Raw genomic sequence first — 24,211 nt, forward strand, 5'->3', positions numbered from 1 at the left:
CCTGGGCCGGCGTCCCCGCAAGTGGGAACGCGATCTCAACGGCGGCGTCAGGTCACCCGTCATAGATCGCGGACCGCCAGACGAGGTCCGGCGGCGCGAAGGGGCGGTGTATGACGTCCGCAGGCCGAAGAGTCAATCGGGGCAGGCTTTTGCGCCTATTTGCAGCGCGCCTTGCCCAGCAGGTCGACGCGGCAGCTGCTCTTGTTTCCGCGGTCGTCGCTGACCACGGTGTTGCCCAGCACGTCGCGGCGGACGGTGGTGCGATTGCCCTCGCTGTCCTCGATGATGCGGTTACCCAGCACGTCGCGGCGCACCGAGACCTGGTTACCGTACTCGTCGACCCAGGTCGCCTTGCCCAGCACGTCCTTCGTGGCGACCACCGAGTTGCCGTAGATGTCGTAGCAAGTCGTCCGGCCGACGTCCTCGTGGCACATCACCTGAGCGGCGGCCGGGGTGGCGGCGAGGGTCAGGACCGCAAAGGTCAGGGCGAGAGTCTTCACAGGCGCACCTCAAGCGTTAGCACGGACCACCCTAGCGCGAAGCGGCCGCGCTCGCCAGGAGCCGGGCTAGCCCCCGATGCGTCGCGACAGACGGCCAGCAGCGTCCCGCGCCTCGCTCCACCACAGTCGGACCAAGTCGCCGGCGTCGCCCGAACGCGCCAACCGCACGCCCTGGCCGGCCCATAGCGATATCATCTCTGGATCGCCGGCCTTGGCGGCCGCGGCCCGCAGCGGCTGGGTCAGGCGGTTCTGCACCGGATAGGCCGGGACCTCGTCCTGCTCCGCGCGAAGCTCGCGCATGAAGCGGTTCTCGATGCCGCGCGCGTAGCGGCCGGTGAAGGCGCGGGTCAGGCGTGTGGCTTCGTCGTCGGCGGCTTCGATCGCCCGCTTCCAGGGCGCGCTGACGCCGGTCTGGTCGGAAAGCAGGAAGGCCGTGCCCATCTGGACGGCGCTGGCGCCCAGAGCCAGGGCGGCGGCGACGCCGCGCCCGTTCATGATCCCGCCAGCGGCGATGACCGGCAGGTCGACCGCTTCCAGAATCAACGAGGTCAGCGGCAGCGTACCGACCAGGCTGGCCTCCGGTTCCGCCAGGAAGTGACCGCGGTGACCGCCGGCCTCGTAGCCTTGCGCGCAGATCCCGTCGGCTCCGACTTCGGCCCAGGCCCGCGCCTCAGCGACGGTAGTGGCCGTACCGACGACCAGCGTGCCGGCGCGGTGCAGCGACTCCACATGATCCGGGCGAAGAATGCCGAACGTGAACGAGGCCAGCGGCGGGGCGGCGCGGGTCAGGGCGGCGAGCTGCGCCTCGAAGTCGGGCGCGAAACTGTTGGGATGGCCGGGCAAGGCCTCGCCCAGGTCGGCGTACCAGGGGGCCAGCCTGGCGAGCGCGGCTTCGACCACCGCGCCGTCAGGTTCGGCGCGCGGCGCCATCAGCAGGTTCACCCCGAACGGGGCGTCGGTGGCCGCGCGCATGCGCTCCACTTCCGGCTCGATCTGATCAGGGGCGAGCGCTCCGGCGGCCAGCGAGCCCATACCGCCGGCGCGCGACACCGCCATCGCCATTTCAAAAGGCGAAGCGCCGACCATCGGAGCCTGGAGAATCGGGATCGCCAGGCCGTCGAGCAGGTCGCGCAACGCCATCACTCTTCTCCTTCGGCCGCCTTCTTGCGGGCCAACTTCTCGAGCGAGCGGCCCCTGCCCTTCGACAGCGCCGTGACCACGCCGCGGAAGGTGCGGACCTCCTGGTCGGAGAAGCGCGCCCGGCCCAGCGCCGAGCGCAGGTTCTGCACCATGGACGGCTTCTTTTCGGGGGGATGGAAGAAGCCTGCGTCGTCCAGCTCGCGCTCGAAGTGCTCGTAGAGGCCGAGCATCGCGGCGGCGTCGGCCGGCGGCGGTCCCTCGCGGAAGATCGGCGGCGCGCCCGACTCGACGGTCATGCGCCATTCGTAGGCGTTGATCGCCACCGCCTGGGCCAGGTTCAGCGAGCGGAAGCGCGGATCGATCGGCAACGTCACCACGGCCTGGCAAAGCGCGATGTCCGCCGTCTCCAAGCCCGCCCGTTCGCCGCCGAACAACAGCCCGACAGCGCGGCCCTCGGCCACCTCGTGCGACAGGTTGGCCGCCGCCTCGCGGGGGCCAAGGATCGGCAGCTGCAGCTCGCGCGGCCGCGCGGTGGTGGCGTAGACAAGATAGAGGTCGGAGATCGCCGCCTCCACGCTGTCGTAGACCCGCGCGCCGTTCAGCGGCCATTCGGCCCCGGACGCCGCGGCCCAGGCCCGCTCTTGAGGCCAGCCATCCCGGGGATTGACCAGGCGCAAGTCGGCCAAGCCGAAGTTGGCCATCACCCGCGCGACGGCGCCGATGTTCTGGGCCAATTGCGGCACGTTGAGGATGATGCAGGGCGGTGCGGCGGCTTCCATGCCGCGTTTTGGGATGCGAGGGGCCGAAAATGCAAGCGCCGCCTGCCAGATCGCGCCCATCGCAGGTCAATAGGGGGTGAGCCACCCTTTGCGTCTGGGCCTTGGCCTAGTATACGGCCCTTACCCTATCTACCCTACCCTATCCTAGCCGTTACGCCCCCGGAGCGCTCTGCCCTCATGGCCAAGATTAAAGTCGCGAACCCCGTCGTAGACATCGACGGGGACGAGATGACCCGCATCATCTGGAAGTGGATCAAGGACAAGCTGATCTTCCCGCATCTGGATATCGATCTGGATTACTACGACCTGGGAATCGAGCACCGCGACGCCACCGACGACAAGGTCACCGTCGACGCGGCTGAGGCCATCAAGCGTCATGGCGTCGGCGTGAAGTGCGCCACCATCACCCCGGACGAAGCGCGGGTCGAAGAGTTCGGCCTGAAGAAGATGTGGAAGTCGCCGAACGGCACCATCCGCAACATCCTCGGCGGCGTGGTCTTCCGCGAGCCGATCATCTGCAAGAACGTTCCGCGCCTGATCCCGGGCTGGACGCAGCCGATCATCGTCGGCCGTCACGCCTTCGGCGACCAGTACAAGGCCACCGACTTCCGCGTGCCCGGCAAGGGCCGCCTGACCATCAAGTGGGAAGGCGAGAACGGCGACACCATCGAGCATGAAGTGTTCGAGTTCCCGGGCGGCGGCGTCGCTATGGGCATGTACAACCTCGACGACTCGATCCGCGAGTTCGCGCACGCCTGCCTGAACTACGGCCTGCAGCGGAAGTACCCGGTCTACCTGTCGACCAAGAACACGATCCTCAAGGCCTATGACGGCCGCTTCAAGGACATCTTCGCCGAGGTCTACGAGGCCGAGTACGCCGCGAAGTTCAAGGAAGCCGGCATCGTCTACGAGCACCGCCTGATCGACGACATGGTCGCCTCGGCCCTGAAGTGGTCCGGCGGCTTCGTCTGGGCCTGCAAGAACTACGACGGCGACGTGCAGTCCGACCAGGTCGCTCAGGGCTTCGGCTCGCTGGGCCTGATGACTTCGGTCCTGATCACCCCGGACGGCAAGATCATGGAATCGGAAGCCGCCCACGGCACCGTGACCCGTCACTTCCGCCAGCATCAGCGCGGCGAGTCGACCTCGACCAACTCGATCGCCTCGATCTTCGCCTGGACCCAGGGCCTGAAGCATCGCGCCAAGCTCGACGGCAACGCCGAACTGACCCACTTCGCCGACACCCTGGAGAAGGTCTGCGTCGACACCGTCGAAGCCGGCTCGATGACCAAGGATCTGGCGCTGCTGGTCGGCGACACCCAGGGCTGGCTGACCACGGAAGGCTTCATCGACAAGGTCGCCGCCAATCTGGAAGCGGCCCTGGCGAAAACGCCCGCCTAAGGCTGTGAACGACCGCGCGCGAGAGGACTGGAGCCTCGCCCGCGCGGTCTTCCGCCTGATCGTTACGTTGGGAACGGCGCTGGTCTTCGCGACCGCGCCGTTCTTTGCATTTTGGGTCCGCCTGCCCGCCAAAGGGGCCACGTGAGGCTGGCGTTCCTCGTCGTGCTGGCCGCCTGGTCGGTTGCAAGCATCGCCGCAGCCGCGCCGCTGCGAGCCTGCACACCGCCTGTCCACGTCTCGCCAGCGCCGGCCCAGCGTCCGCCCGAGCGCGAGATCGTGCGCGATACGCCGACCGCCTCGTACATGCTCGCGCTGACCTGGTCGCCGGAGTGGTGCCGGCCCCGCGGGGGATCGCCCGAGGCCCGGTTCCAATGCCGGCAGAACCACATGGGTTTCGTCGTCCATGGCCTCTGGCCGAACGGACCGGGCAAGCGTCATCCGCGCTACTGCGCGAAAGCGCCGGCGATCAGCGCCGCCACGGTGCGCCGGCACTACTGCATGACCCCCTCGGCGGACCTGCTGCAGCACGAGTGGGCGGCCCACGGCACATGCGGCTGGAAGACGCCTGACGCCTACTTTGACAAGGCGCAGGCCCTGTGGCGGGCGATCGACGCGCCTGATCTCGCCTTCGCTGCCGGCCGCGAGGTGACCGCCGGCGACGTCCGCGACGCCTTCGTGGCGCGTAATCCGGCCCTTCGCCGTAACGGGCTCTACATCAAGGTCGTAGACGGCAACCGCCTGCAAGAAGTGCGGATCTGCCATGATCTGCGCTTCCGGCCTGCCGCCTGTCGCAGCGGCCTAGGCGCGCCCGACCACGCCCGCATCCGGATTCAACACTAGCCGTTCGTTCTTGTTATGTTCGCATCTCGGCGCTAGGGTCCGGCCCTGAACAAGGGAGACGGACGACATGATCGGCTATGTCACGATCGGGGCGCTGAACGTCGAGGACGCGATGCCGTTCTACGACGCTGTGCTGGGCGCCATCGGATACGAGCGGCAGTTCTTCGACAGCGGCTGGGCCGGCTACGGCCCCAAAGGCCAGGAGGCCAACACCTTCGTCTGTCCGCCCTTCGACGGCCAGCCGGCGCGCGGCGGCAACGGCGTCATGATCGCCTTCCGCGGTCCCAGCAAGGAAGCGGTCGATGCGGCCCATGCCGCGGCCCTGGCGTTCGGCGGGTCGGACGAGGGGGCTCCGGGACCGCGCCCTGCAGATTCGACGTCGTTCTATGGCGCGTATGTGCGCGACGCGACGGGCAACAAGATCGCGATCTTCGCTCGCCCCTGAACCGCGGGAGTTCGAGCGATCGCGCGGACAAACAAAAAAGGCCGGGGTCACCCCCGGCCTTTCTGCTGACTGATCGTCAGATCAAGCCGCGACGAGCGTCTCACGACGACGACGGATGGCCACGCCGGCCAGACCGAAGCCGGTGATCATCATCGCCCAGGTGGCCGGCTCCGGCACCGCCGACGGCAGGTCGACGAGCTTGAAGTTGGCGGTCACCACGGCGCCGTACTGTTGGCCCGGCTTGGTTTCCGGGTTGAGCGAGTACTTGCCCCAGTTGAACGTGGCGTCGTTCAGTTTGACTTCCAGCTTGCCGCCGTTGCCGAAGGTGTAGATGGCCGGGCCGTCAAACTCGACCTTGCCGCCTTCGCGGAAGAAACCCCAAACGCCGAAGGTTTCGCCGCCGATCGGGCCACCAGCCCACGGGCCGGTCGGCGAAGTGAACTGCAGCTGCACGAAGATCGGGCTGTGGGCCAGATCGTCCCAGCCGATGTCGGCCTCGTTGGTCCAGATCGAGAACAGACCGACCGGGGCGCTGGTCACGCCGACTTCCAGCGGCAGGCTGAAGCTGTTGAAGTTGCCGGTTTGGACGACCAGACCCGGATCGTTCTGATTGGCTTGGACGTTGTTGACGCCGCCCGAGAAGACAGTGGCCGCTTCAGCGGCCGGAACGGCGGCGAAGCTGAGCGCCAGCGCAGCGGCGGCAGCGGGCAGATACTTAAACATTGAACCCATCCTTAGGTTGATCCTGCGCCCCGCAAGGCGCCCCTCTGGATGGTGAACTAGAGCTTAACTTAACATCTGGCAACGCCACTCGCCTCACACGGGTATGCAAATTTTACATTTCGCGGAGCGGCGTTCGATTTTTCCTCGATCACGGTTAATCCCTGCCCGCCAAACGAAAAGGGGGCGCATCAGCGCCCCCTCCACGTCCTTCGGACTGAGCCGAATCAGGCCCCGAGCAGCGCCTTGATCGCCGCCAGGCCTTCGTTGGCCTTGGCGCCGTCCGGGGCACCGCCTTGGGCGAAGTCGGGACGCCCGCCGGCGCCCTGCCCGCCCATCGCCTGGACCGCCGCCTTGGCGAGCTCTACGGCGCTGAACTTGCCCGCGGCCGCACCGGTGACCGCCACGGTGACCGCCGCCTTGCCGTCCGCCGAGCCGACCAGCGCGATGACGCCGTCCGGCAACTGCTTCTTGAACTCCTCGGCGATGGGACGCAGGTCCTTGCCGCCGACGCCGTCCATCACGCGCGCGATCACCTGCACGCCGCCGATCTCCTCGGGACCCGCAGCCGCGCCGCCGCCGCCGCCCATGGCCAGTTGGCGCTTGGCCTCGGCCAGATCCTTTTCGAGCTTGCGACGCTGGGTTTCGAGCGCCTCGACCCGAGCCGCGACCTCGGCGACCGGCACCTTGAACTGATCGGCCAGCGCCTTGGCGACGCTCGCCTGATCAATCAGCCAGCGGCGCGCCGCCTCGCCGGTCAGAGCCTCGATCCGCCGCACGCCCGCAGCGACGCCGCTCTCCGAGACAATCTTGAAGATCGCGATGTCGCCAGTCCGGGCCACGTGAGTGCCGCCGCAGAGTTCGACCGAGTAGTCGCCTTCACCAGCCAGCGACTTGCCGAGCGTGAGAACCCGGACCGAGTCGCCATACTTCTCGCCGAACAGCGCCATGGCGCCGGCTTCGATCGCCTTTTCGGGGGCCATCACCTCGGTCACGGCCGCCAGGTTCTGGCGGACCACCGCATTGACCTCGGCTTCGATCTTCTCGATCTCGTCGGCGGTCAGCGGGCCGCCGTGGCTGAAGTCGAAGCGGATGCGCTCGCCGTCGACCATCTGCCCCTTCTGGGACACGTGCGGGCCGAGCACGTTGCGCAGCGCCGCGTGCAGCAGGTGGGTCGCCGAGTGGTTGGCGCGGGTGGTGGTGCGCAGGTCCGGATCGACCGCCAGACGCGCCTCGGCGCCGGGAGCCAATTCGCCCTGCAGGATTTCGATCTCATGCACGAAGAGGTCGCCGGCCTGCTTCTGGGTGTCGAGCACCCGCGCCTTGCCGCCGTTCCACTCGATCTCACCGACATCGCCGGCCTGCCCGCCGCTCTCGGCGTAGAAAGGCGTACGGTCGAACACCGCCAGCACGGTCTCGCCGCTCTTGGCTTCGCCGACCTCGGCGCCGCCGGCCACCAGGGCCAGCAGTTTGCCGGTCGCCTCGGTGGTGTCGTAGCCGAGGAACTGGGTCGCGCCCAGCCGCTCGCGAATCGCGAACCACTCGGCGCCCTGCGCCGACTGGCCAGAGCCGGTCCAAGCCTCCCGCGCCTGATCGCGCTGGCGCTTCATGGCGTCTTCGAAGCCCGCGAGGTCGACGCTGATGCCCTTGTTGCGCACCGCGTCCTGGGTGAGGTCGAGCGGGAAGCCGTAGGTGTCGTAGAGCTTGAAGGCGGTTTCGCCCGAGAGCATGTCGCCCGCGCTCATCTTGGCGGTCGCTTCGTCCAGCAGCGTCATGCCGCGGCCAAGGGTGCGGCGGAACCGTTCCTCTTCCTGGCGCAGAGTCTCGACGATCACCGGCTCGGCGCGGCGCAACTCGGGATAGGCCTCGCCCATCTCGGCGACCAGGACCGGCGCCAGACGGTGCATCAACGGCTCTTCGGCGCCCAGCAGGTGCGCGTGGCGCATGGCGCGGCGCATGATCCGGCGCAGCACGTAGCCGCGGCCTTCGTTGGAGGGCGAGACGCCATCGGCGATCAGGAAGCTAGTCGAACGGAGGTGGTCGGCGATGACCCGGTGCGACGGACCGTTGGTCCCATCTCCGACGAGTTGCTTAGAGGCCGCGATCAGCGTGCGGAAGAGGTCGACGTCGTAGTTGTCGTGGACGCCCTGCAGCACCGCGGCGATGCGCTCGAGGCCCATGCCCGTGTCGATCTGCGGCTTGGGCAGATCGATGCGCCGCCCGTCGGCGAACTGCTCGAACTGCATGAAGACGAGATTCCAGATCTCGACGAAGCGGTCGCCGTCTTCATCGGGGCTGCCGGGCGGGCCGCCCGGAATGTGCTCGCCGTGGTCGTAGAAGATTTCCGAGCACGGACCGCACGGGCCCGTGTCGCCCATCGACCAGAAATTGTCGTTGGTGGCGATGCGGATGATCTTTTCGTCCGGCAGGCCAGCGATCTTCTTCCAGAGCTCAGCCGCCTCGTCGTCGGTGTGGTAGACGGTGACGCACAGCTTCTCCGCCGGAATCTTGAATTCCTTGGTCAGCAGGGTCCAGGCATGCTCGATCGCGCCGGCCTTGAAGTAGTCGCCGAAGGAGAAGTTCCCCAGCATCTCGAAGAAGGTGTGGTGACGCGCCGTGTAGCCGACGTTGTCGAGGTCGTTGTGTTTGCCGCCGGCGCGGACCGACTTCTGCGACGACGCCGCGCGCGGGCCGGGCGGGGTCTCGGCGCCGGTAAAGTAGTTCTTGAACGGCACCATGCCCGCGTTGACGAACAGCAGGGTCGGGTCGTTCTGCGGCACGAGCGGGGCCGACGGAATGATCAGGTGATCATTCTTTTCGAAGTAGCCCAGGAACGCAGCTCTGATTTCGTTAAGGCTCGGCATGGCTCGTCGGACGTTGAAGCGGAGAAAATAGATAGGGGCTTGCGCACCGTTGCGCCGCCCTGCGCGCGACCGTTTACGGATTTTGTCGACACCCGCAAAGGAAAAGGACGCTTGAACGACGTGCGTCCAAGCGTCCTTGCGCATCTTCGGTAGCGGCCGCGCGGGGGCTCGGCCGGCTCGGCGGGTCGGACGTCGGGTTGGAGGCGTCCGGTTCCGAGCGGCCGTGGCGGCCGCTCCGGGATGCGGATCCTAGTCCTCGGCGTCCTCGTCGCCGGTCGGCCCGACGAGCAACTCTTCCTCGATCGCTTCCTTGGCGCCGCGGACCTGACGCTCGATCTGTTCGGCGATGTCCGGATTGTTCTTGAGGAATTCGCGAGCGTTGTCGCGGCCTTGGCCAATCCGAGTCGAGTTCCAAGAGAACCACGAGCCCGACTTCTCGATGACGCCGGCCTTGACGCCCAGGTCGATGATCTCGCCGAGCTTCGAAATCCCCTCGCCGTACATGATGTCGAACTCGACCTCGCGGAACGGCGGGGCCACCTTGTTCTTCACCACCTTCACCCGGACATTGTTGCCGAGGATCTCGTCGCGAACCTTCACCGAGCCGGTGCGGCGGATGTCGAGGCGGACCGACGCGTAGAACTTCAGCGCATTGCCGCCGGTGGTGGTCTCCGGGCTTCCGTACATCACCCCGATCTTGTGTCGGATCTGGTTGATGAAGATGACCAGGGTCTTGGACTTCGAGATCGAGCCCGTCAGCTTGCGCAGCGCCTGGCTCATCAGGCGGGCCTGCAGGCCCGGCAGTTGGTCGCCCATCTCGCCTTCGATTTCGGCCCGCGGGGTCAGCGCGGCCACCGAGTCGATGACGATCACGTCGATAGCGCCCGAGCGCACCAGGGTGTCGGTGATCTCCAGCGCCTGCTCGCCGGTGTCCGGCTGCGAGACCAGCAGATCGTCGAGGCTGACGCCCAGCTTGTTGGCGTACTGCGGGTCGAGCGCGTGCTCGGCGTCCACGAACGCCGCCGTGCCGCCGGCCTTCTGGACCTCGGCCACCACGTGCAGGGCCAGGGTCGTCTTGCCCGAGCTTTCCGGACCGTAGATCTCGATGATCCGTCCCTTAGGCAGACCGCCGATGCCGAGCGCAAGATCGAGCCCGAGCGAGCCTGTGGACACCGCCTCGACCTCGATGTGGCTCTTTTCGCCCAGCTTCATCACCGAGCCTTTGCCAAAGGCCCGATCGATTTGCGCAATCGCCGCTTCTAGAGCGCGCTGCTTATCGCCTTCTTCTTTTCCCACGAGCTTCAACGCCGACTGACTCATTTCAAGGCGCCCCTTGTTTCATGATTCCAACCCGACAGTCCGTGCCCGCAAGTGGCGTCCGCGTCCGTCGAAACAAGGCGTACGCGCTTTGTTCTAGGTTCACAAGATGTTCTTTCCGCGGCGACAGCGGGCCTACGTCCGTATTTGACGCACTATCGTCCTTCAGAAATCGTAGGTGGCGGTCAGGCCGAACCGGCGCGGGCGCGGGGCGATCGTCAGCGGCTGTCTGGCGGTGGTGGCGAAGCTCGGATCGTCGACATCGGTCAGATTCTCGACAAAGGCGCCAATCGTCCACTGCGAGGCGCGCACGAAGGCCCGGGTGTTGAACAGCCAGTAGTCGCCCAACGCCACGTCGTTTCCGACACCGGGGTCGAAGGTGCTGTTCGAGCGCCCGACATAGGCGGCGTCCCCCCTGACGAGCAGTTCGAGGCCGCCGCCGAGGTCGCGCCGATACTCCAGCCAACCGTCGGCCGCGACGGGCGGCACCGTCGGAATGCGGTCGCCCGCCGAGCCGAGCCCCACCCCGTCGGCGCTCGCCTGATCGCTGGTGAGGATCGCGTCGGTCAGCGCCAGGTTGACGCCGCCCCGCAGCGTCGACGTGAAGACGAAGATGGCGTCCGCCTCGAGACCGTTGACCCGCGCCCGCCCCAGATTGGTGATGAACGAGAACGCGCCGTTGGTGCTGTTGGCGGTGTACTGCATGTCCCGCCAGTCGATGCGATAGAGCGCGGCGTTGACCAGCAGCCGATTGTTCAGCCAGCCGCTCTTCAGTCCGAGTTCGTAGTTCCAGAGCGAGTCGGCGCCATAGACGGCGAGATTCTCCGGCAAGCCGGGCACGGTGTTGACCCCGCCTGGCCGGAACCCCTGCGAGGCCTGAACATAGCCCATCGCCGAGGCCCCGAACCGGTGGCTGGCCAGCAGCTTCAGGCTCCAGCCGCTCTCTTCCACGCCATTGCGGAAATTGGCCTCTGAGGTGTTGGAGATCACATTGACGACCAGGGCCTGGCCTTCGGTGCGCTTGTCGTAGGCGAAGCGGCGCGCACCGAGCACGAACGTGGTGTCGCGATCGGCTCCCAGCGTCACCTCGCCATAGGCCGCGCGCTGGGTCAGACGGCTGTCGACGATGCGCCGCCCCGTGAAATCACCATGCCGCGGCAGGCCCGTAGCGGGATCGCCGACGATCACCTGGCTGTCGATGGTGTCGCTGCGGACCTCGCGGAACACGCCGGCGGTCCAGGCGAAGAAGCCCGGAGCATCCGACTGCAGCCGCACTTCCTGCACGTCGGCATAGAGATCGATCGGCTGATAGAGCAGCCCCGGCGCACGGCTGTCGACATAGGCCGAATAGGCGGAAAGCTGCGAAGCCGTGCAGGTCCCGGCGATCGGAATTTGGAGGTAACGTTTGCAGCCGTCAGGGCTGAGCCGCTCGCTCTGCAAAGTCCCGGTGTAGTCGATCTGGCGCGTGCTCTTCCACGTATAGGACGCGGCGTTGGCGGCTAGCCGCATGCCCGAAAAGCGCCAGGACAAGGCCCCCTCGTACATCGTCATCCGGCTGTCGAACGGCGTGCGCACATGACCATAGGTCACGTTCGGCGGCGCGCCCGCCCAGCCGCCGCTTGTGTCGCCGTCGCGGGTCTCCTGATGCGCGGCGGTCAGGTTGATCTGCAGGTCGTTCTCGAACTCGAAGCCGACGCCCAGACGCGCGCCCCAGGTGGCGCTGTCGTTGATCCCCTTCAGCCCCAGCCGGCGGTTCTCCAAATAGCCCGGATCGCGGCGGTGATAGGCGGCCAGCCGCAGCCCGACCTTGTCCCCGACCAAGGGCTGGTTGACGACCAACGTCTCGGCCTCGCCCCAGTAGCCGGCGTTGGTCGAGGCTTCGCCCGAGAGCGAAGCGCTGGGCTCGCCGAGGTCCGGGCGCGCGAAAACCACCTTGAGGGCCCCGCCCATGGCGCTGGAGCCGTAGAGCGTGCCCTGTGGCCCGCGCAGCAGTTCCATCCGCTCGACATCGACGAGCAGGAACTCCGGCGAGGAGCCGCCCGGATCGGCGGTCGTGCCGCTGGGGCCGGTTACCGGGATATCGTCGTAATAGAGAGCGGTGGTCGCCTCGCCCGAACCGTAGACGCCGCGCAGGCTTAACCGGCTACGGCCGGTGCCGGTGCTGGTCTGGGTGAGGCCAGGCATCAGGGCGATGGCCTGGGAGAAGGTCGCCGCCCCGGCCCGAGTGAGGTCCTCGCCCGAAAAGGCGCGCACCGACATCGGAGTCAGGCGGTCCAGCGTCGGACGACGCAGGGCGGTGACCACCAGGCCCTCGACCTCAGCGTCGGTCTCCTCGACCACCGGCGCAACCGGCCGTTCGACCAGATAGCGCCCCTGGAATTCGCGCCAGGTGAGCCCGGAGCCGCGGAGCAGCGCGTTGAGCGCCACGTCCGAGTCCATTCGCCCCAAAACCGCCTTACTGCGGCGACCAGCGACCATGGCCGGCGTAAACAGGATGTCCCGGTCGCTCTGCGCCGAAAACATGGTCAGCGCTCGATCGAGCGGCATCCCGGCGGAAATTGCGAATTGAGCCTTGCGGCCAGCCGCCTCGGCCGGAGTCGCAGGCAGCACGGCGCCGGATGCGCACGCAACGACAATCCCGAGACGGAGAATACTCAACGGCTACAAGGCTCCGCGCCAACGCCACGGCCTTCCGACAGCCGCGGTTTTAAGGCCAGCCCTGCACGCCAGCCAGTGCACTCTTTGCCGCTCTTAGCCCTCATGGCGCCGACGACTGCCCCACCGTTGCCCGAAAACCCAGCAGGCCCCCCGTCGTGCGAGGCCCCTTCCCAAACGTCATTGACCTGGGCGCCCCCATCAACAACCATGACGCCAATAAGACAGTTCGGGGTGTTCAGGAAATTTCCATGGCGTGGGCGGAAACGACCGGTGCCAGGGGCGAGCCGGAGGGCTTGGCGCATGCGTCGATCCCGTACCAGCAAGCCTTGCGCGCGTTCTTTCGGCGCAGAGCCGATGGGCATGAAATCGACGACCTGATTCAGGAAGTTCTCCTGCGGCTGCACAATCGCCGTCAGGGCGGCGAGGTGACGAACCTCTCCAGCTTCATTTTCCAGACCGCGACGAACGTCCTACTCGATCGCCGCCGCCGCGACACAGTGAGGCGCCGTGGCGCGCACTGCGAGCTGGAAGAAGCCCACCATCCGCTCGACGAGCTGTCTCCCGACCGGATTTTGCAAGCCAAGCAGGAAGCTTCCGTGGCGCTGGAGGCCCTTAACGAACTTTCGCCCCGCACCCGCGCGGCTTTCATGCTCGTCCGCTTCGAGGGCTTGAGCTACAAGTCTACGGCGGCGCAACTCGGCATCTCGGTGAGCGCTGTCGAGAAACACGTTACTAAGGCGCTTCGGGTCGTCTCGATCCGGCTGCAGGAAATCGATGAACGACAACCAACGACAAATCGGTCTTTCCGGTAGCCCGGACGCCGCGTCGTGGTTCGTGCGGTTGCAGCGCCATCCTGACGACCAGGACGTGCAGCGCGAATTCGAGACGTGGCTGGCGGCCGACCCCGCCCACCGCGACGACTGGACCCTCGTAAGCGGAACCTGGGATCGGCTAGGCGGCCTGAAGGACGATCCGCAGATCATGGCCGCGCGCGAGGCGCTGCAGGCCGACCTCGCCGCCGAACGGCGGCGCCCGCACATGCGATGGGCGGCCGGCATCGCCGCCACCATCATCACCGCCGGCTCGATGCTCGGCTACGGCGCGTGGCGCCAGACGCAGGATCAGACCCCGGCGCCGAGCGCCATCGTCGCCGCCGCGCCGCAGGCCCTCGCCGTCTATCGCACCCCGGTCGGCGGCCAGCAGGTCGTGACTCTGCAGGACGGCTCCAAGGTCACGCTCAGCACCGACACCGAGGTCCAGCTGACGGACTGGAACAAGCAGCGCAGCCTGACCCTGGTGCGAGGCGAGGCCTACTTCCAGGTCGCCAAGAATCCCGAAAAGCCGTTCGTGGTCACCGCTGCCGGACGCACGGTGACGGCGCTGGGCACCGCGTTCGACGTTCGCGTCGACCCCGGCCAGTGGTCGGTCAGCCTGCTGGAGGGTAAGGTCCGGGTGGTCGCCGCCCACACCAGCGTGGACATGACGCCGGGCCATCACCTGGTCCAGACCGGCTCTGCGCCGTGGACCCTCGAGAAGCGCAATCTCGCCGAGTTGACCAGCTGGCGCGAAGGCAGCCTGGTGTTCGAGAACCGGCCGCTGGCGTCCATCGTCCAGGAAATGAATCGCTACTCGACCCGCAAGATCCGCATCGCCGATGCGGACTTGGCCGCGACTCCGCTCAGCGGGCGCTTCAAGACCGGCGACATGGCCGGCTTCGTCGCCACGCTGGAGGCTTACGGCACGGTCAAGGCGGGCCAGAGCTCCCCCGACATTATCGATCTCTACCCGCCCGCCGGGGAGTGAGGTTTCAGGGCGCGCCTGCGTCTTGAAGAGGAGCGGCCGCGCCCTTATGCGCCGCCGTCCTGGAGGACCCATGAAACTGATTTCGAAGGCGCTGGCGACCAGCGCGCTCTGCGCTACGGCCTGGCTCGCCGCCTCGGCCGCCACCGCCGCCCCGCTGACCGCCGCCGACAAGAGCCAGCTGACTGCGGCCGTCGATGCGTACACGCCGAAGATGAACGACGCGGCCCTGAAGATCTGGAGCTACGCCGAGCTCGGCTACCAGGAAACCAAGAGCAGCGCCCTCCTCCAGGATCAGCTGAAGGCCGCCGGGTTCAAGGTCCAGGCCGGCGTCGCCGGCGAGCCGACCGGCTTCGTCGCCAGCTTCAAGAACGGCTCGGGCCCGGTCATCGCCATCCTCGCCGAATTCGACGCCCTGCCCGGCCTGTCGCAGGCCGCCGTCCCCACCAAGACCCCGATCGCGGGCCAGGACAACGGCCATGGCTGCGGCCACAGCCTGTTCGGCGCCGCCTCGGTCGCCAGCGCCGTGGCGCTGAAGCAGTGGATGGTCGCCAACAAGGTCCAGGGCGAAGTGCGCCTCTACGGCACCCCGGCTGAAGAAGGCGGCTCGGGCAAGGTCTACATGGTGCGCGACGGGCTCTTCAACGACGTCGACATCACCCTGCACTGGCACCCGGGCAACACCAACTCGGCCAACCAGGGCACCTCGATGGCCAACATCAGCGGCAAGTTCCGCTTCTATGGCCAGTCCAGCCACGCCTCGGGCGCCCCGTGGGCCGGCCGCTCGGCGCTCGACGGCGTCGAGATCATGAACGTCGCCAACAACTACCTGCGCGAACACATCCCGGACCGCACGCGGATCCACTATGTGGTCACCAACGGCGGCAAGGCTCCGAACGTGGTGCCGGACTTCGCTGAGGTCTACTACTACGTCCGCAACGCCGACCCGAAGGTCGTCGTCGACGTGATGGACCGGGTGAAGAAGGCCGCTGACGGCGCGGCGATGATCACCGGCACCAGGGTCGAGTTCGAGCAGACCGGCGGCGTCTACAACCTGCTGCCCAACGACGTGCTGGGCAAGGTCATGTACCAGTCGCTGAACGACGTCGGCGGCATCACCTGGACCGCAGAAGAGACCAAGTTCGCTCAGGAACTGGCCAAGTCGCTGCCGAAGGGCGGCGGTGATCTGTCCTCGGTGGGCAAGATCCAGCCCTACAAGGACGCCGACACCTCGGGCGACGCCGGCGGCGGATCGACCGACGTGGCCGACGTCTCGTGGGTCACGCCGACCGTGGGCCTGTCCACGGCGACCTTCGTGCCCGGCTCGGCCGGCCACAGCTGGCAGAACGTGGCCGCGGCCGGCATGAGCATCGGCCTCAAGGGCGCGGCCGTGGCGGCCAAAACCCTGTCGCTGACCGGCGCTGAACTGCTGTCGAACCCGGAGCTGATCGCCCAGGCCAAGGCCGAGCTGAAGCAACGCCAAGGTTCGGACTTCACCTACAAGTCGATGGTCGGCGATCGCAAGCCGCCGCTCGACTACCGTAAGGCCGGCGGCGCCGAGTAAGCCGTCCTGACGGGATCGGGCCGACCGGCCCGATTCCGTCACCTTTTCTGCGCACCGGTATCCTCAGATCGCCACAAATTTTCATCCGCAACCTTAGATGCGGAATCGAGCCCCGATTGCGTCTCGTCTACTGAGGCTGGTCCATTTGTAGGGCCGCCAGTTTCTGGCAATCGAGACGGGGGATGGAATGACGCGAAAACACGCAATGACGGGCGCCGCGCTGGCACTGGTCATGATCATGGGCGGAGCCGCCAATGCGGCGAGCATCACTCCGCCGAGCGAGGCCTTCGCCCAGAACCCGGGCAGCGACTACTTCCTCGCCGACTACACGGCCTATGAGGCCTACCTGAAGACCCTGGCCTCGCAGTCCGACCGCATGAAGCTGGTCGACTTCGGCAAGTCCGAAGAGGGCCGCACCCAGTGGATGGCCGTGGTTTCCTCGCCTGCCAACCTCGCCAAGCTCGATCACTACAAGTCGATCTCCAAGCGCCTGGCCAAGGCCGAGGGCCTTTCCAAGGACGAGGCCGCCAAGCTCGCCGCCGAAGGCAAGGCCATCGTCTGGATCGATGCGGGCCTGCACGCCACCGAGACCGTGACCTCGCAGGGTCAGATCCAGGTGCTCTACCGCATGCTGTCTCAGAACGATCCTGAGACCCTGCGCATGCTGGACGACGTGATCATCCTGTTCGCGCACGACAACCCGGACGGCATGGAACTGGTGTCCGACTGGTACATGCGCCACGACGATCCGAAGAAGCGCGAGTTCAACTCAATCCCGCGCCTCTATCAGAAGTACGTGGGTCACGATAACAACCGCGACAGCTACATGTCGCAGATGGCTGAGACGACCAACGTCAACAAGCAGCTGTTCCGCGAGTGGTATCCGCAGATCATCTTCAACCAGCACCAGACCGGCCCGACGGGCATGGTCGTGTTCGTCCCGCCGTTCCGCGACCCGTTCAACTTCAACTACGACCCGCTGGTGATGACCTCGCTGCAGGAAGTCGGCATGGCCATGCACAGCCGGCTGGTCGCCGAGGACAAGCGCGGCTCGGGCGCCCGCAGCGCGGCCTCGTACTCCACCTGGCACAACGGGATGGAACGCTCGATCGCGTACTTCCACAACTCGATCGGCCTGCTGACCGAGATCATCGGCGGCCCGACCCCCGAGACCGTGAAGCTGGTTCCGAACCTGCAGCTGCCGAACGGCGACCGTCCGGCGCCGATCGCGCCGCAGACCTGGCACCTGTCGCAGACGGTCGAGTACCAGTGGACGATGAACCGCGCGGTCATCGACTACGCCTCGCGCAACCGCGAACGCCTGCTCGCAAACATCTACAAGATGGGCGCGAACAGCATCGAGCGCGGGTCCAAGGACAGCTGGACCATCACGCCGACCAAGATCGACCTCCTCAACGAAGCCGCCAAGAAGGCCAAGCCCGCGGCTGAGGACGACATGATGGCGTCGTTCTTCGGCCGTGCCGGCGCCGTGGACCCCAGCCTCTACAGCGTGCTGCAGGCCCCTGAAGCGCGCGACCCGCGTGGCTATGTCATTCCGGCCGATCAAGCCGACATGCCGACCGTGACGGCGTTCGTGAACGCTCTGATCAAGACCGGCGTCGACGTCGACCGCGCGACCAAGCCCTTCAAGGTCGGAACCAAGACCTACCCGGCCGGCTCGTACGTGGTGAAGACTGCTCAGGCCTATCGCCCGCACGTCCTCGACATGTTCGAACCGCAGGATCACCCGCACGACACCGAGTATCCGGGCGGCCCGCCCAAGGCCCCCTACGACGTGACCGGCTACACCCTCGCCTACCAGATGGGGATCAAGTTCGATCGCATCCTCGACGGTTTCGAGGCGCCGACCGAGCGCGTGCCTGACCTCGTCTCGGTGCAACCGGGGTCGGTGAAGGGCTCGGGCAAGGCCGGGTGGCTGATCAGCCACGAGACCAACAAGAGCTTCACCCTGACCAACCGTCTGCTGAAGGCCGGTCAGCCGGTGTTCTGGCTCAAGGACGGTGCCAAGGCGGGCAAGGAAAGCTTCGGCGCCGGCGCGATCTGGGTGCCCGCCTCCGCGCAGGCCCAGTCGATCATCGCTGAGGGCGTGAAGGATCTGGGCATCGACGCCTACGCGGTCGGCGCCAAGCCGGGCGGCGAGGCGACCGCGCTGAAGCCGATCCGGGTCGGCCTGGTCGACGTCTACGGCGGCTCGATGCCCTCGGGCTGGAACCGCTGGCTGTTCGAACAGTTCGAAGCGCCCTTCGAGGTGGTCTATCCGCAGCGTCTCGACGCCGGCGATCTGGCCAAGGACTACGACGTCCTGGTCTTTGCCGACGGCGTGATCCCGGCTCCGCAAGGCGGGCCGTTCCGGGCCGGCCGCGGGTTCCCGCAGCCGAAGGCCGAGGACATTCCCGCCGAGTTCCGGCCGTGGCTGGGCGCGATCACCGACGACAAGACGCTGCCGCAGGTGGCCGAGTTCGCCAAGAACGGCGGCACGGTGATCACCATCGGCTCGTCTTCGCGCCTGGCGACGGTCATCGGGGCTCCGGTGGACGTGGCGGTCGCCAAGAAGGACGGCGAAAAGGTGCTCGGTCTCTCGACCAAGGAATTCTACATTCCGGGGTCGGTGCTGCGCGCCAAGGTCGATAACCGCCAACCGCTGGCCTATGGCCTGCCGCAGGACATCGACGTGTTCTTCGACCGCAGCCCGACCTTCAACCTCAAGGCCTCGGCCACCGGCGTCGCCAAGGTCGCCTGGTTCGACACCGACGCTCCGCTGCGCAGCGGCTGGGCGGTCGGTCAGGAGCGGCTGAAGGGCTCGACCGGCATCCTCGATATCGATGTCGGCAAGGGCAAGCTGTTCGTGATGGGCCCCGAAGTGACCCAGCGCGCCCAGTCGTACGGGACCTTCAAGTTCCTGTTCAACGGCATGCTCTACGGCCCGGCGGTGGCCAAGAAATAGGCGTCTCCCCAGGACGTCGGCGCTGGGCGGCAACGCCCGGCGCCAGGAGCGTCGGACCTTCGGGTCCGGCGCTCTTTTTTTGCCTGCACGCGCCCGTGCCGAGCACGCAACAAGAAGGGCGCCGGTCTTGCGACCGACGCCCTCCACCGCCAAGGACGCAGCGGCTTGTGGCGACAGGGACGGTGGGGCCGCCCCTGCCTCCGTTTGTCCTAGAAACGCTTGCGCACGCCCACGTAGTAGGTGCGGCCCATCACGTCGTAGTTCTGTTGGTCGTAGTTGTACTCGGTGTCGCCAGCCTGCGGCGGGTTCTGGTTGAACAGGTTGTTCACGCCAAAGCGCAGGTCGGTCTCCCACGGCAGCTTCACGCGGCTGTTGAGGTCGAAGATGTTGTAGGCCTTCACACCGCGGGCGGTGCTGGTCGGGGTGACGACCGTGGCCGAGTTCTTCATCTCGCTGATATAGCGCCAGCGCAGGCCGACGCTGGCCGGGCCGCGGGTATAGGTCGCCGAGGTGACCGACTTCCACTCCGGGTGAGCCTGGCCGGCGCTGGTCTCGACGGCCGTGCCCCAGGTGCCGGCGTAGTCGTAGGTGGCGGCGTTCGGCAGGTTCTGGATCTTGAACTGGTCCAGCCAGCCGACCGAGACGTTGATCGCCAGCGTGCCGGGGTCGTCGCCCAGGCCGACATCCATCAGATCGATGTTCCAGTCGAACTGGAAGTCGATGCCGGTGGTTTCGAACTGACCAAGGTTCTGCAGCGGCTGAACGGGGTTCAGCGGCACGCCCGACGCCGTGTTACGGGCGATCAGCTGGCAGTAGTAGTTGTTCGGATCGTAGGTCGGGTTCGCGCCGCCCGCGTTGTAGCAGAACTGGAACGAGTTCTTCACCGGCAGGCTGCCGACGGCGTCCTTCACCTTGATGCTGTAGTAGTCGATCGAGGCCGACATACGGCTCAGCAGCGGGTGCTCGAACGGCGACTGAATGACCGCGCCGAACGAGAAGGTGTCGGCGGTTTCTTCCTGCAGGTCGGGGTTGCCGCCGGTGAGGGCGAACACCTGGGCCGTGCCGAGCTGGTAGCTGTCGATGATCGCGGTCGGAACGCCCTGGGTCAGGCAGAGCGCCCGGACCTGAGCGGCGTTCGCGCCCTGACGGAACGACGAGCGGACGTCACAGGGATCGCCGTCGGTGTTGGTCGGACCGGCGGTGCCGATGGCGACCGAGCCCGTCGAGACCGGCGCGTAGAGTTCGCCGACGCTCGGGGCGCGGATGGCGCGATTGTAGCCGCCGCGGAAGCGCAGGCTGTCGATCACCGACCAGTCGAAGTCGATCTTGTAGGTGCTGATCGCGCCGACCGACGAATAGTCCGAGAAGCGGTAGCCGAGGTTGGTGTTGAACTCCTTGACGAATGGCAGATCCTTCACGATCGGGACCAGCAGTTCACCGAAGGCTTCGTAGGTGTCGACCGAACCGGACGCGTCACGCAGCACGCTATAGCCCAGCACGTCCGAAGTGCCGTCGGGCTGGTTCAGCTGGCTGTCCGGGGTGAAGGTGTACTCGTTCGAACGGTAGTCGACGCCGGCCGCAAAGCGGATTTCGCCGGCAGGCAGTTCATACAGGCCGCCCTGGACGCTGGCTTCCACGATCCGCTGTTCCAGCTCGTTCTGGTTCAGCGTGCGACGGCTGATGTAGCGGATGCAGTCGCCCGAGGGGGTCAGGTTGCCGAAGGGGTTCCAGCCGCCGGTGCAGTATTCGGTGCCGCCCGTCGGGCTGCGCAGCAGGCGGTTGACCGCGCTGGCGCTGGCGCCGCCGGTCTGCTCGTTGTCGAACTTGGCCTTCGAGAACGAGGCGTAGGCGTCCCAGGTCCAGTCCTTGATGCCGACTTCGCCCGAGAGGCCGCTGGTCAGCTGGTAGACGGTGTACTCGTAGCGCTGGATCCGCGGACCCAGGATGTTGAGCGCCTTGTAGAAGGTGAAGTCGGCGCCCGGGGTCGGACGCGAGGCCAGGATGGCGCGGAAATCGGTCGGAATGAACGGGTTCGAGACCGGGACGGTCAGGCCGTAGACGTTCGAGGCCAGGGTCGGGTTCGAGATACCGACCGACTCATAATCCGTGAAGGTGAACTGGGTGAAGAACTTCACATTGTCGGTCAGGTCATAGTCGATCTTGCCGAACACCGAGTAGCGGTCGAGATCCGACTGCATCGAGCCGCCGTCGTAGCCGAAATTGACCTGCTGCTGGGTGCCAGAGGCGTTCGAGTTGACGATGTAGGCGTCGTTGGTCTGCGGGTCGCGGAAGTTCTGAACCTTCACGCCGGCGGTCGAGAAGATCGACTGGTCGGTGTTGAAGCCGATCTGGCCGGTGTAGCGGCCGGCGGCGTTGCCCGGCAGGGCGGCCGTGCCGTACTTGCCGACGAACACGCTGTTGACCGAAGCCAAGGTCGGCAGGTTGGCGCCGAACAGCACCGTGCCCTGCGGGATGGTCGACAGGCCCGGCGTCGTCAGGCGGAAGACGTTCCAATCGCGGGCGCTCTGCAGGGCGATGTCGCGGTTGGTGTAGTCGATCGACATCACGGCGCGGCCGCGGCCTTCGTCGAACGCCCGGCCGGCGGTCAGCGAGACCTTGAAGGACTCGCCGTCGCCGTGTTCCGAGATGCCGTACTGGCTGTCGACGGTGATGCCTTCGAAGTTGCGCTTCAGGCGGAAGTTCACCACGCCGGCGGTGGCGTCCGAGCCATAGGCGGTCGAGGCGCCGCCGGTGATGACTTCGACGTTCTCGATCAGGGCTTCAGGAATGGTGTTGAGGTCGACCGAGCCGTCCGGGTTCGACGGCTGCAGACGGCGGCCGTCCATCAGGATCAGGGTGCGCTTGGCGCCGAGGCCGCGCAGCGAGGCGTACGACTGGCCGCCGTTCAGACCGGTCGAGGTCGAGCCGGTGTTGCCCTGGCCGAACGAACCGGAGAACTGCGGCATCTGCGACAGCGACTTCTCGACGGTCACCTGGCCGGTGTTCTCGATCGCCGCCTGGCCGACCGAGACGATCGGGCTGTTGGCGACGTAGTCAGGACGGGCGATACGCGAACCGGTGACGACGACTTCCTCGACCGCGGTGGTCGCATCCTGAGCCTGTGCAACCCCGCCGGCGAGCAGAGCGCCATAGGCGACGCCCCCCACCATCAACCACTTCAAAGAACTCGAATTCATCCGTCCGCCCTTGTTATTCGACGACGCACCCCTCGCGCGTCCGGACCCCAAGACGCAGGGGTTCCAAGGACCCACATGTCCGATCTGTAATTTTTCGCAGGCCGCGGCTCGGCTCTTTCGGAGTGCGGCTTTTGCGCCGCGCCTGAACGGTCGGCGCCCACTGGACAGGCTCCGGGCCGGGTTCGCACAATGCGCGCGCACGCTCGCACGCCGGGCTGGCGAATGTTCAGTTAACGGAAGTTGAGACGCTTGCTCGCCGCCCTCCCCCCGCTGCCGCCTGCAACCGCCCAGGCGCTCGATCAAGCGCGCGCCCTGGGCCGCGCCGGCCGACTGGTTGAAGCCGAGCGGCTCTACCGCGAGGTCCTCGCCGCGGACGGGACCTGCGTCCAGGCGGTCGTAGCCCTCGCCCGACTGTTGACCAGTTCTGGTCGCGCGGCGGAAGCCGAGGCTCTGACCCGCCCCTTCACACAGGACGAGCACCCCTGGCATGAGGCGCTCTCGACACGGGCAGCCGCCCTAAAGGCGCTCGACCGAAAGCCGGAGTCGCTGGCCGACTATCAGCGCGCGGCGCTGCTCAACTCCGCAAGCGGCGTCGCCGCCCACAACGTCGCCTCCGGCCTGGGCGACGCCGGTCGCGACCGCGAGGCCGCCGCAGAGGCCGAGCGCGCCTTTTCACTGGGCCTCGACGCGCCCGAGACCTGGCTGGTCTATGGTCGGGCTCTGCAGGGCCTGCGGCGGTTCGAGGAGGCCGAGACCGCCTTCCGCAACGCCGTCGCCCGACGTCCCGCCTATGCCGACGCCCTGCGCGACCTGGGGCAGCTGATCTGGATGCGTTCCGGCGACGCCGGCCTGGCCATCGCCCCCATCGATGCGGCCCTGGCGGGCGCCGAGCCCGCGGTCAGGCCGCTGCTGGCCGGGGTCAAGATCCGCCTGCTGAACCACGTCGCCGGCGAAGCGCAGGCCCTGGCTTTCGCCCAGGCGGCGCTGGCCGCCGCCCCCAGCGACCCGCGCCTGGCGCTGGAGACCGCGGCGCTGTCGCTCCACTCGTCGCCCGAGCGCAGCCGCGAGCTCTGCGCCGCCGTGCTGGCCCGCAGCCCGCGCGATCCGTCCGCGCGCCGCGCCATGGCTCACGCTTGCCTGGCGCTGGGCGACTGCGCCGCCGCCGCGCAGATCGCCCAACAACTGCTGACCGAGAACCCCATCGACCAGGAAGCGGCCGCGGTGCTGGCCACCGCCTGGCGGGCGGGCGGCGACGAGCGCTATCGCGGCCTCTGGGACTACGACGCGCTGGTGCGCGCCCAGACCATCGACACGCCCGACGGTTGGAGCAGCCTGGAGGCCTATCTCGCCGACCTGCGTGTCGCGCTCGCCGAGTTGCACGCCCTACAGGCTCATCCGGTCGAACAGTCGGTCCGCGGCGGCACCCAGACCTCGCAGAACCTGCTCGCCTCCGAACACCCCGCCATTCGCGCCTTTTTCCAGGCGGTGGAGGGACCGATCGCCGCCTACCGCGCCGTGATCGGCAAGGGCGGGGACATGTTCCGCGCCCGCAATGACGGCGGCCACCGGATTTTGGGCGCCTGGTCCGTGCGGCTGAGGCCGGGCGGCTTCCACGTCGACCACATTCATCCGCAGGGCTGGATCTCGTCGGCCTGCTACATCGACGTCCCCCAGGCGCTCGGCGACGAGGCCGACCGCGCGGGCTGGCTGCGCTTCGGGGCGCCGCCGATTCCGACGCGACCGACGCTGGCGGCCGAGCACTTCGTGCGGCCGCAGCCCGGGCTGCTGGCCCTGTTTCCTTCGTACATGTGGCACGGCACCGTTCCGTTCGGCGGCGACCAGGTGCGCACGACCATCGCCTTCGACATCGCTCCGGCCTAGCAAGTCGTCGGCCCCGTCCGACGGAAAGGCTATGGCGCGGCGACGATTTGGCATGAGGCGCTGCGTCTTGCGTGCGTCTTGAGGGGAAGTCGGAGTTTCGCGGCCTTGTCGCGCCGACCGCCTTCCACGAGCCGTGAGCC

General features: G+C 67.2%; 16 protein-coding genes. 8 read left to right on the forward strand and 8 right to left on the reverse strand.

Translation table 11 applies throughout. The features are described 5' to 3' along the window. Nucleotides 1-155: 155 nt before the first annotated feature. The 3 genes from C0481_RS09390 to C0481_RS09400 all read right to left on the reverse strand — a co-directional run bounded on the left by C0481_RS09390 (nt 156) and on the right by C0481_RS09400 (nt 2,419). The gene (locus tag C0481_RS09390) at nt 156-500 is read right to left on the reverse strand and encodes a hypothetical protein (RefSeq protein WP_293402964.1); all 345 of its coding nucleotides are present in this window, start codon (nt 498-500) and stop codon (nt 156-158) included. A 66-nt stretch (nt 501-566) separates the two neighbouring features. Then, complete coding sequence (locus C0481_RS09395) at nt 567-1,640, reverse strand: nitronate monooxygenase (RefSeq protein WP_293402966.1); 1,074 nt, start codon at nt 1,638-1,640, stop codon at nt 567-569. Continuing rightward, nucleotides 1,640-2,419, reverse strand: coding sequence for an RNA methyltransferase (locus C0481_RS09400; protein WP_293402968.1), 780 nt, complete (start codon nt 2,417-2,419; stop codon nt 1,640-1,642). The genes C0481_RS09395 and C0481_RS09400 overlap by 1 nt, the downstream gene beginning before the upstream one ends. 177 nt (nt 2,420-2,596) lie before the next feature. Between C0481_RS09400 and C0481_RS09405 the strand changes: the two genes are divergently transcribed. The 3 genes from C0481_RS09405 (at nt 2,597) to C0481_RS09415 (ending at nt 5,105) form a co-directional block, all read left to right on the forward strand. Then, nucleotides 2,597-3,820 carry an NADP-dependent isocitrate dehydrogenase gene (locus C0481_RS09405; protein ID WP_267230505.1) on the forward strand — a complete coding sequence of 408 codons (1,224 nt, stop codon included), beginning with the start codon at nt 2,597-2,599 and terminating at the stop codon, nt 3,818-3,820. Between the two features lie 141 nt (nt 3,821-3,961). Continuing rightward, complete coding sequence (locus C0481_RS09410) at nt 3,962-4,660, forward strand: ribonuclease T (protein WP_293402970.1); 699 nt, start codon at nt 3,962-3,964, stop codon at nt 4,658-4,660. Between the two features lie 67 nt (nt 4,661-4,727). Next, entirely contained in the window at nt 4,728-5,105 is a 378-nt protein-coding gene (locus C0481_RS09415) for a VOC family protein (RefSeq protein ID WP_293402972.1), read from the forward strand. Nucleotides 5,106-5,186: 81 nt separating this feature from the next. On the opposite strand, the gene C0481_RS09420 is transcribed toward C0481_RS09415, so the two are convergent. The 4 genes from C0481_RS09420 to C0481_RS09435 all read right to left on the reverse strand — a co-directional run bounded on the left by C0481_RS09420 (nt 5,187) and on the right by C0481_RS09435 (nt 12,529). After that, on the reverse strand, nt 5,187-5,828 hold the full coding sequence (locus C0481_RS09420; protein WP_293402974.1) for a PEPxxWA-CTERM sorting domain-containing protein: 642 nt from the start codon (nt 5,826-5,828) through the stop codon (nt 5,187-5,189). 224 nt (nt 5,829-6,052) lie between these two features. After that, entirely contained in the window at nt 6,053-8,689 is a 2,637-nt protein-coding gene (alaS, locus tag C0481_RS09425; protein WP_293402976.1) for an alanine--tRNA ligase, read from the reverse strand. Between the two features lie 249 nt (nt 8,690-8,938). Continuing rightward, nucleotides 8,939-10,009, reverse strand: coding sequence for a recombinase RecA (gene recA, locus C0481_RS09430; RefSeq protein ID WP_293402978.1), 1,071 nt, complete (start codon nt 10,007-10,009; stop codon nt 8,939-8,941). Nucleotides 10,010-10,171: 162 nt separating this feature from the next. Continuing rightward, nucleotides 10,172-12,529 (reverse strand): TonB-dependent receptor, encoded by a 2,358-nt coding sequence (locus C0481_RS09435; RefSeq protein ID WP_293402980.1) that lies wholly within the window; start codon nt 12,527-12,529, stop codon nt 10,172-10,174. Between the two features lie 383 nt (nt 12,530-12,912). Here C0481_RS09435 and C0481_RS09440 point away from each other — a divergent pair, with 383 nt between their 5' ends. From C0481_RS09440 to C0481_RS09455, 4 genes are all read left to right on the forward strand, one after another. Next, on the forward strand, nt 12,913-13,476 hold the full coding sequence (locus C0481_RS09440; RefSeq protein WP_293402982.1) for an RNA polymerase sigma factor: 564 nt from the start codon (nt 12,913-12,915) through the stop codon (nt 13,474-13,476). Further along, complete coding sequence (locus C0481_RS09445; protein ID WP_293402984.1) at nt 13,439-14,467, forward strand: FecR domain-containing protein; 1,029 nt, start codon at nt 13,439-13,441, stop codon at nt 14,465-14,467. Before C0481_RS09440 ends, C0481_RS09445 begins: the two co-directional genes overlap by 38 nt. 70 nt (nt 14,468-14,537) lie before the next feature. Further along, nucleotides 14,538-16,028 (forward strand): amidohydrolase, encoded by a 1,491-nt coding sequence (locus C0481_RS09450; protein ID WP_293402986.1) that lies wholly within the window; start codon nt 14,538-14,540, stop codon nt 16,026-16,028. 205 nt (nt 16,029-16,233) lie between these two features. Beyond that, nucleotides 16,234-18,993, forward strand: a complete 2,760-nt coding sequence (locus C0481_RS09455; protein WP_293402988.1) for a M14 family metallopeptidase — start codon at nt 16,234-16,236, stop codon at nt 18,991-18,993. Nucleotides 18,994-19,202: 209 nt separating this feature from the next. Here C0481_RS09455 and C0481_RS09460 read toward each other — a convergent pair whose 3' ends face one another. Further along, the gene (locus tag C0481_RS09460; RefSeq protein WP_293402990.1) at nt 19,203-22,163 is read right to left on the reverse strand and encodes a TonB-dependent receptor; all 2,961 of its coding nucleotides are present in this window, start codon (nt 22,161-22,163) and stop codon (nt 19,203-19,205) included. 276 nt (nt 22,164-22,439) lie between these two features. Here C0481_RS09460 and C0481_RS09465 point away from each other — a divergent pair, with 276 nt between their 5' ends. Then, nucleotides 22,440-24,071, forward strand: a complete 1,632-nt coding sequence (locus C0481_RS09465) for a putative 2OG-Fe(II) oxygenase (protein ID WP_293402992.1) — start codon at nt 22,440-22,442, stop codon at nt 24,069-24,071. Nucleotides 24,072-24,211: the final 140 nt, after the last annotated feature.

It is taken from the genome of Phenylobacterium sp., from assembly GCF_013822795.1.
In the GTDB taxonomy this organism is placed as follows: Bacteria; Pseudomonadota; Alphaproteobacteria; order Caulobacterales; family Caulobacteraceae; genus Phenylobacterium.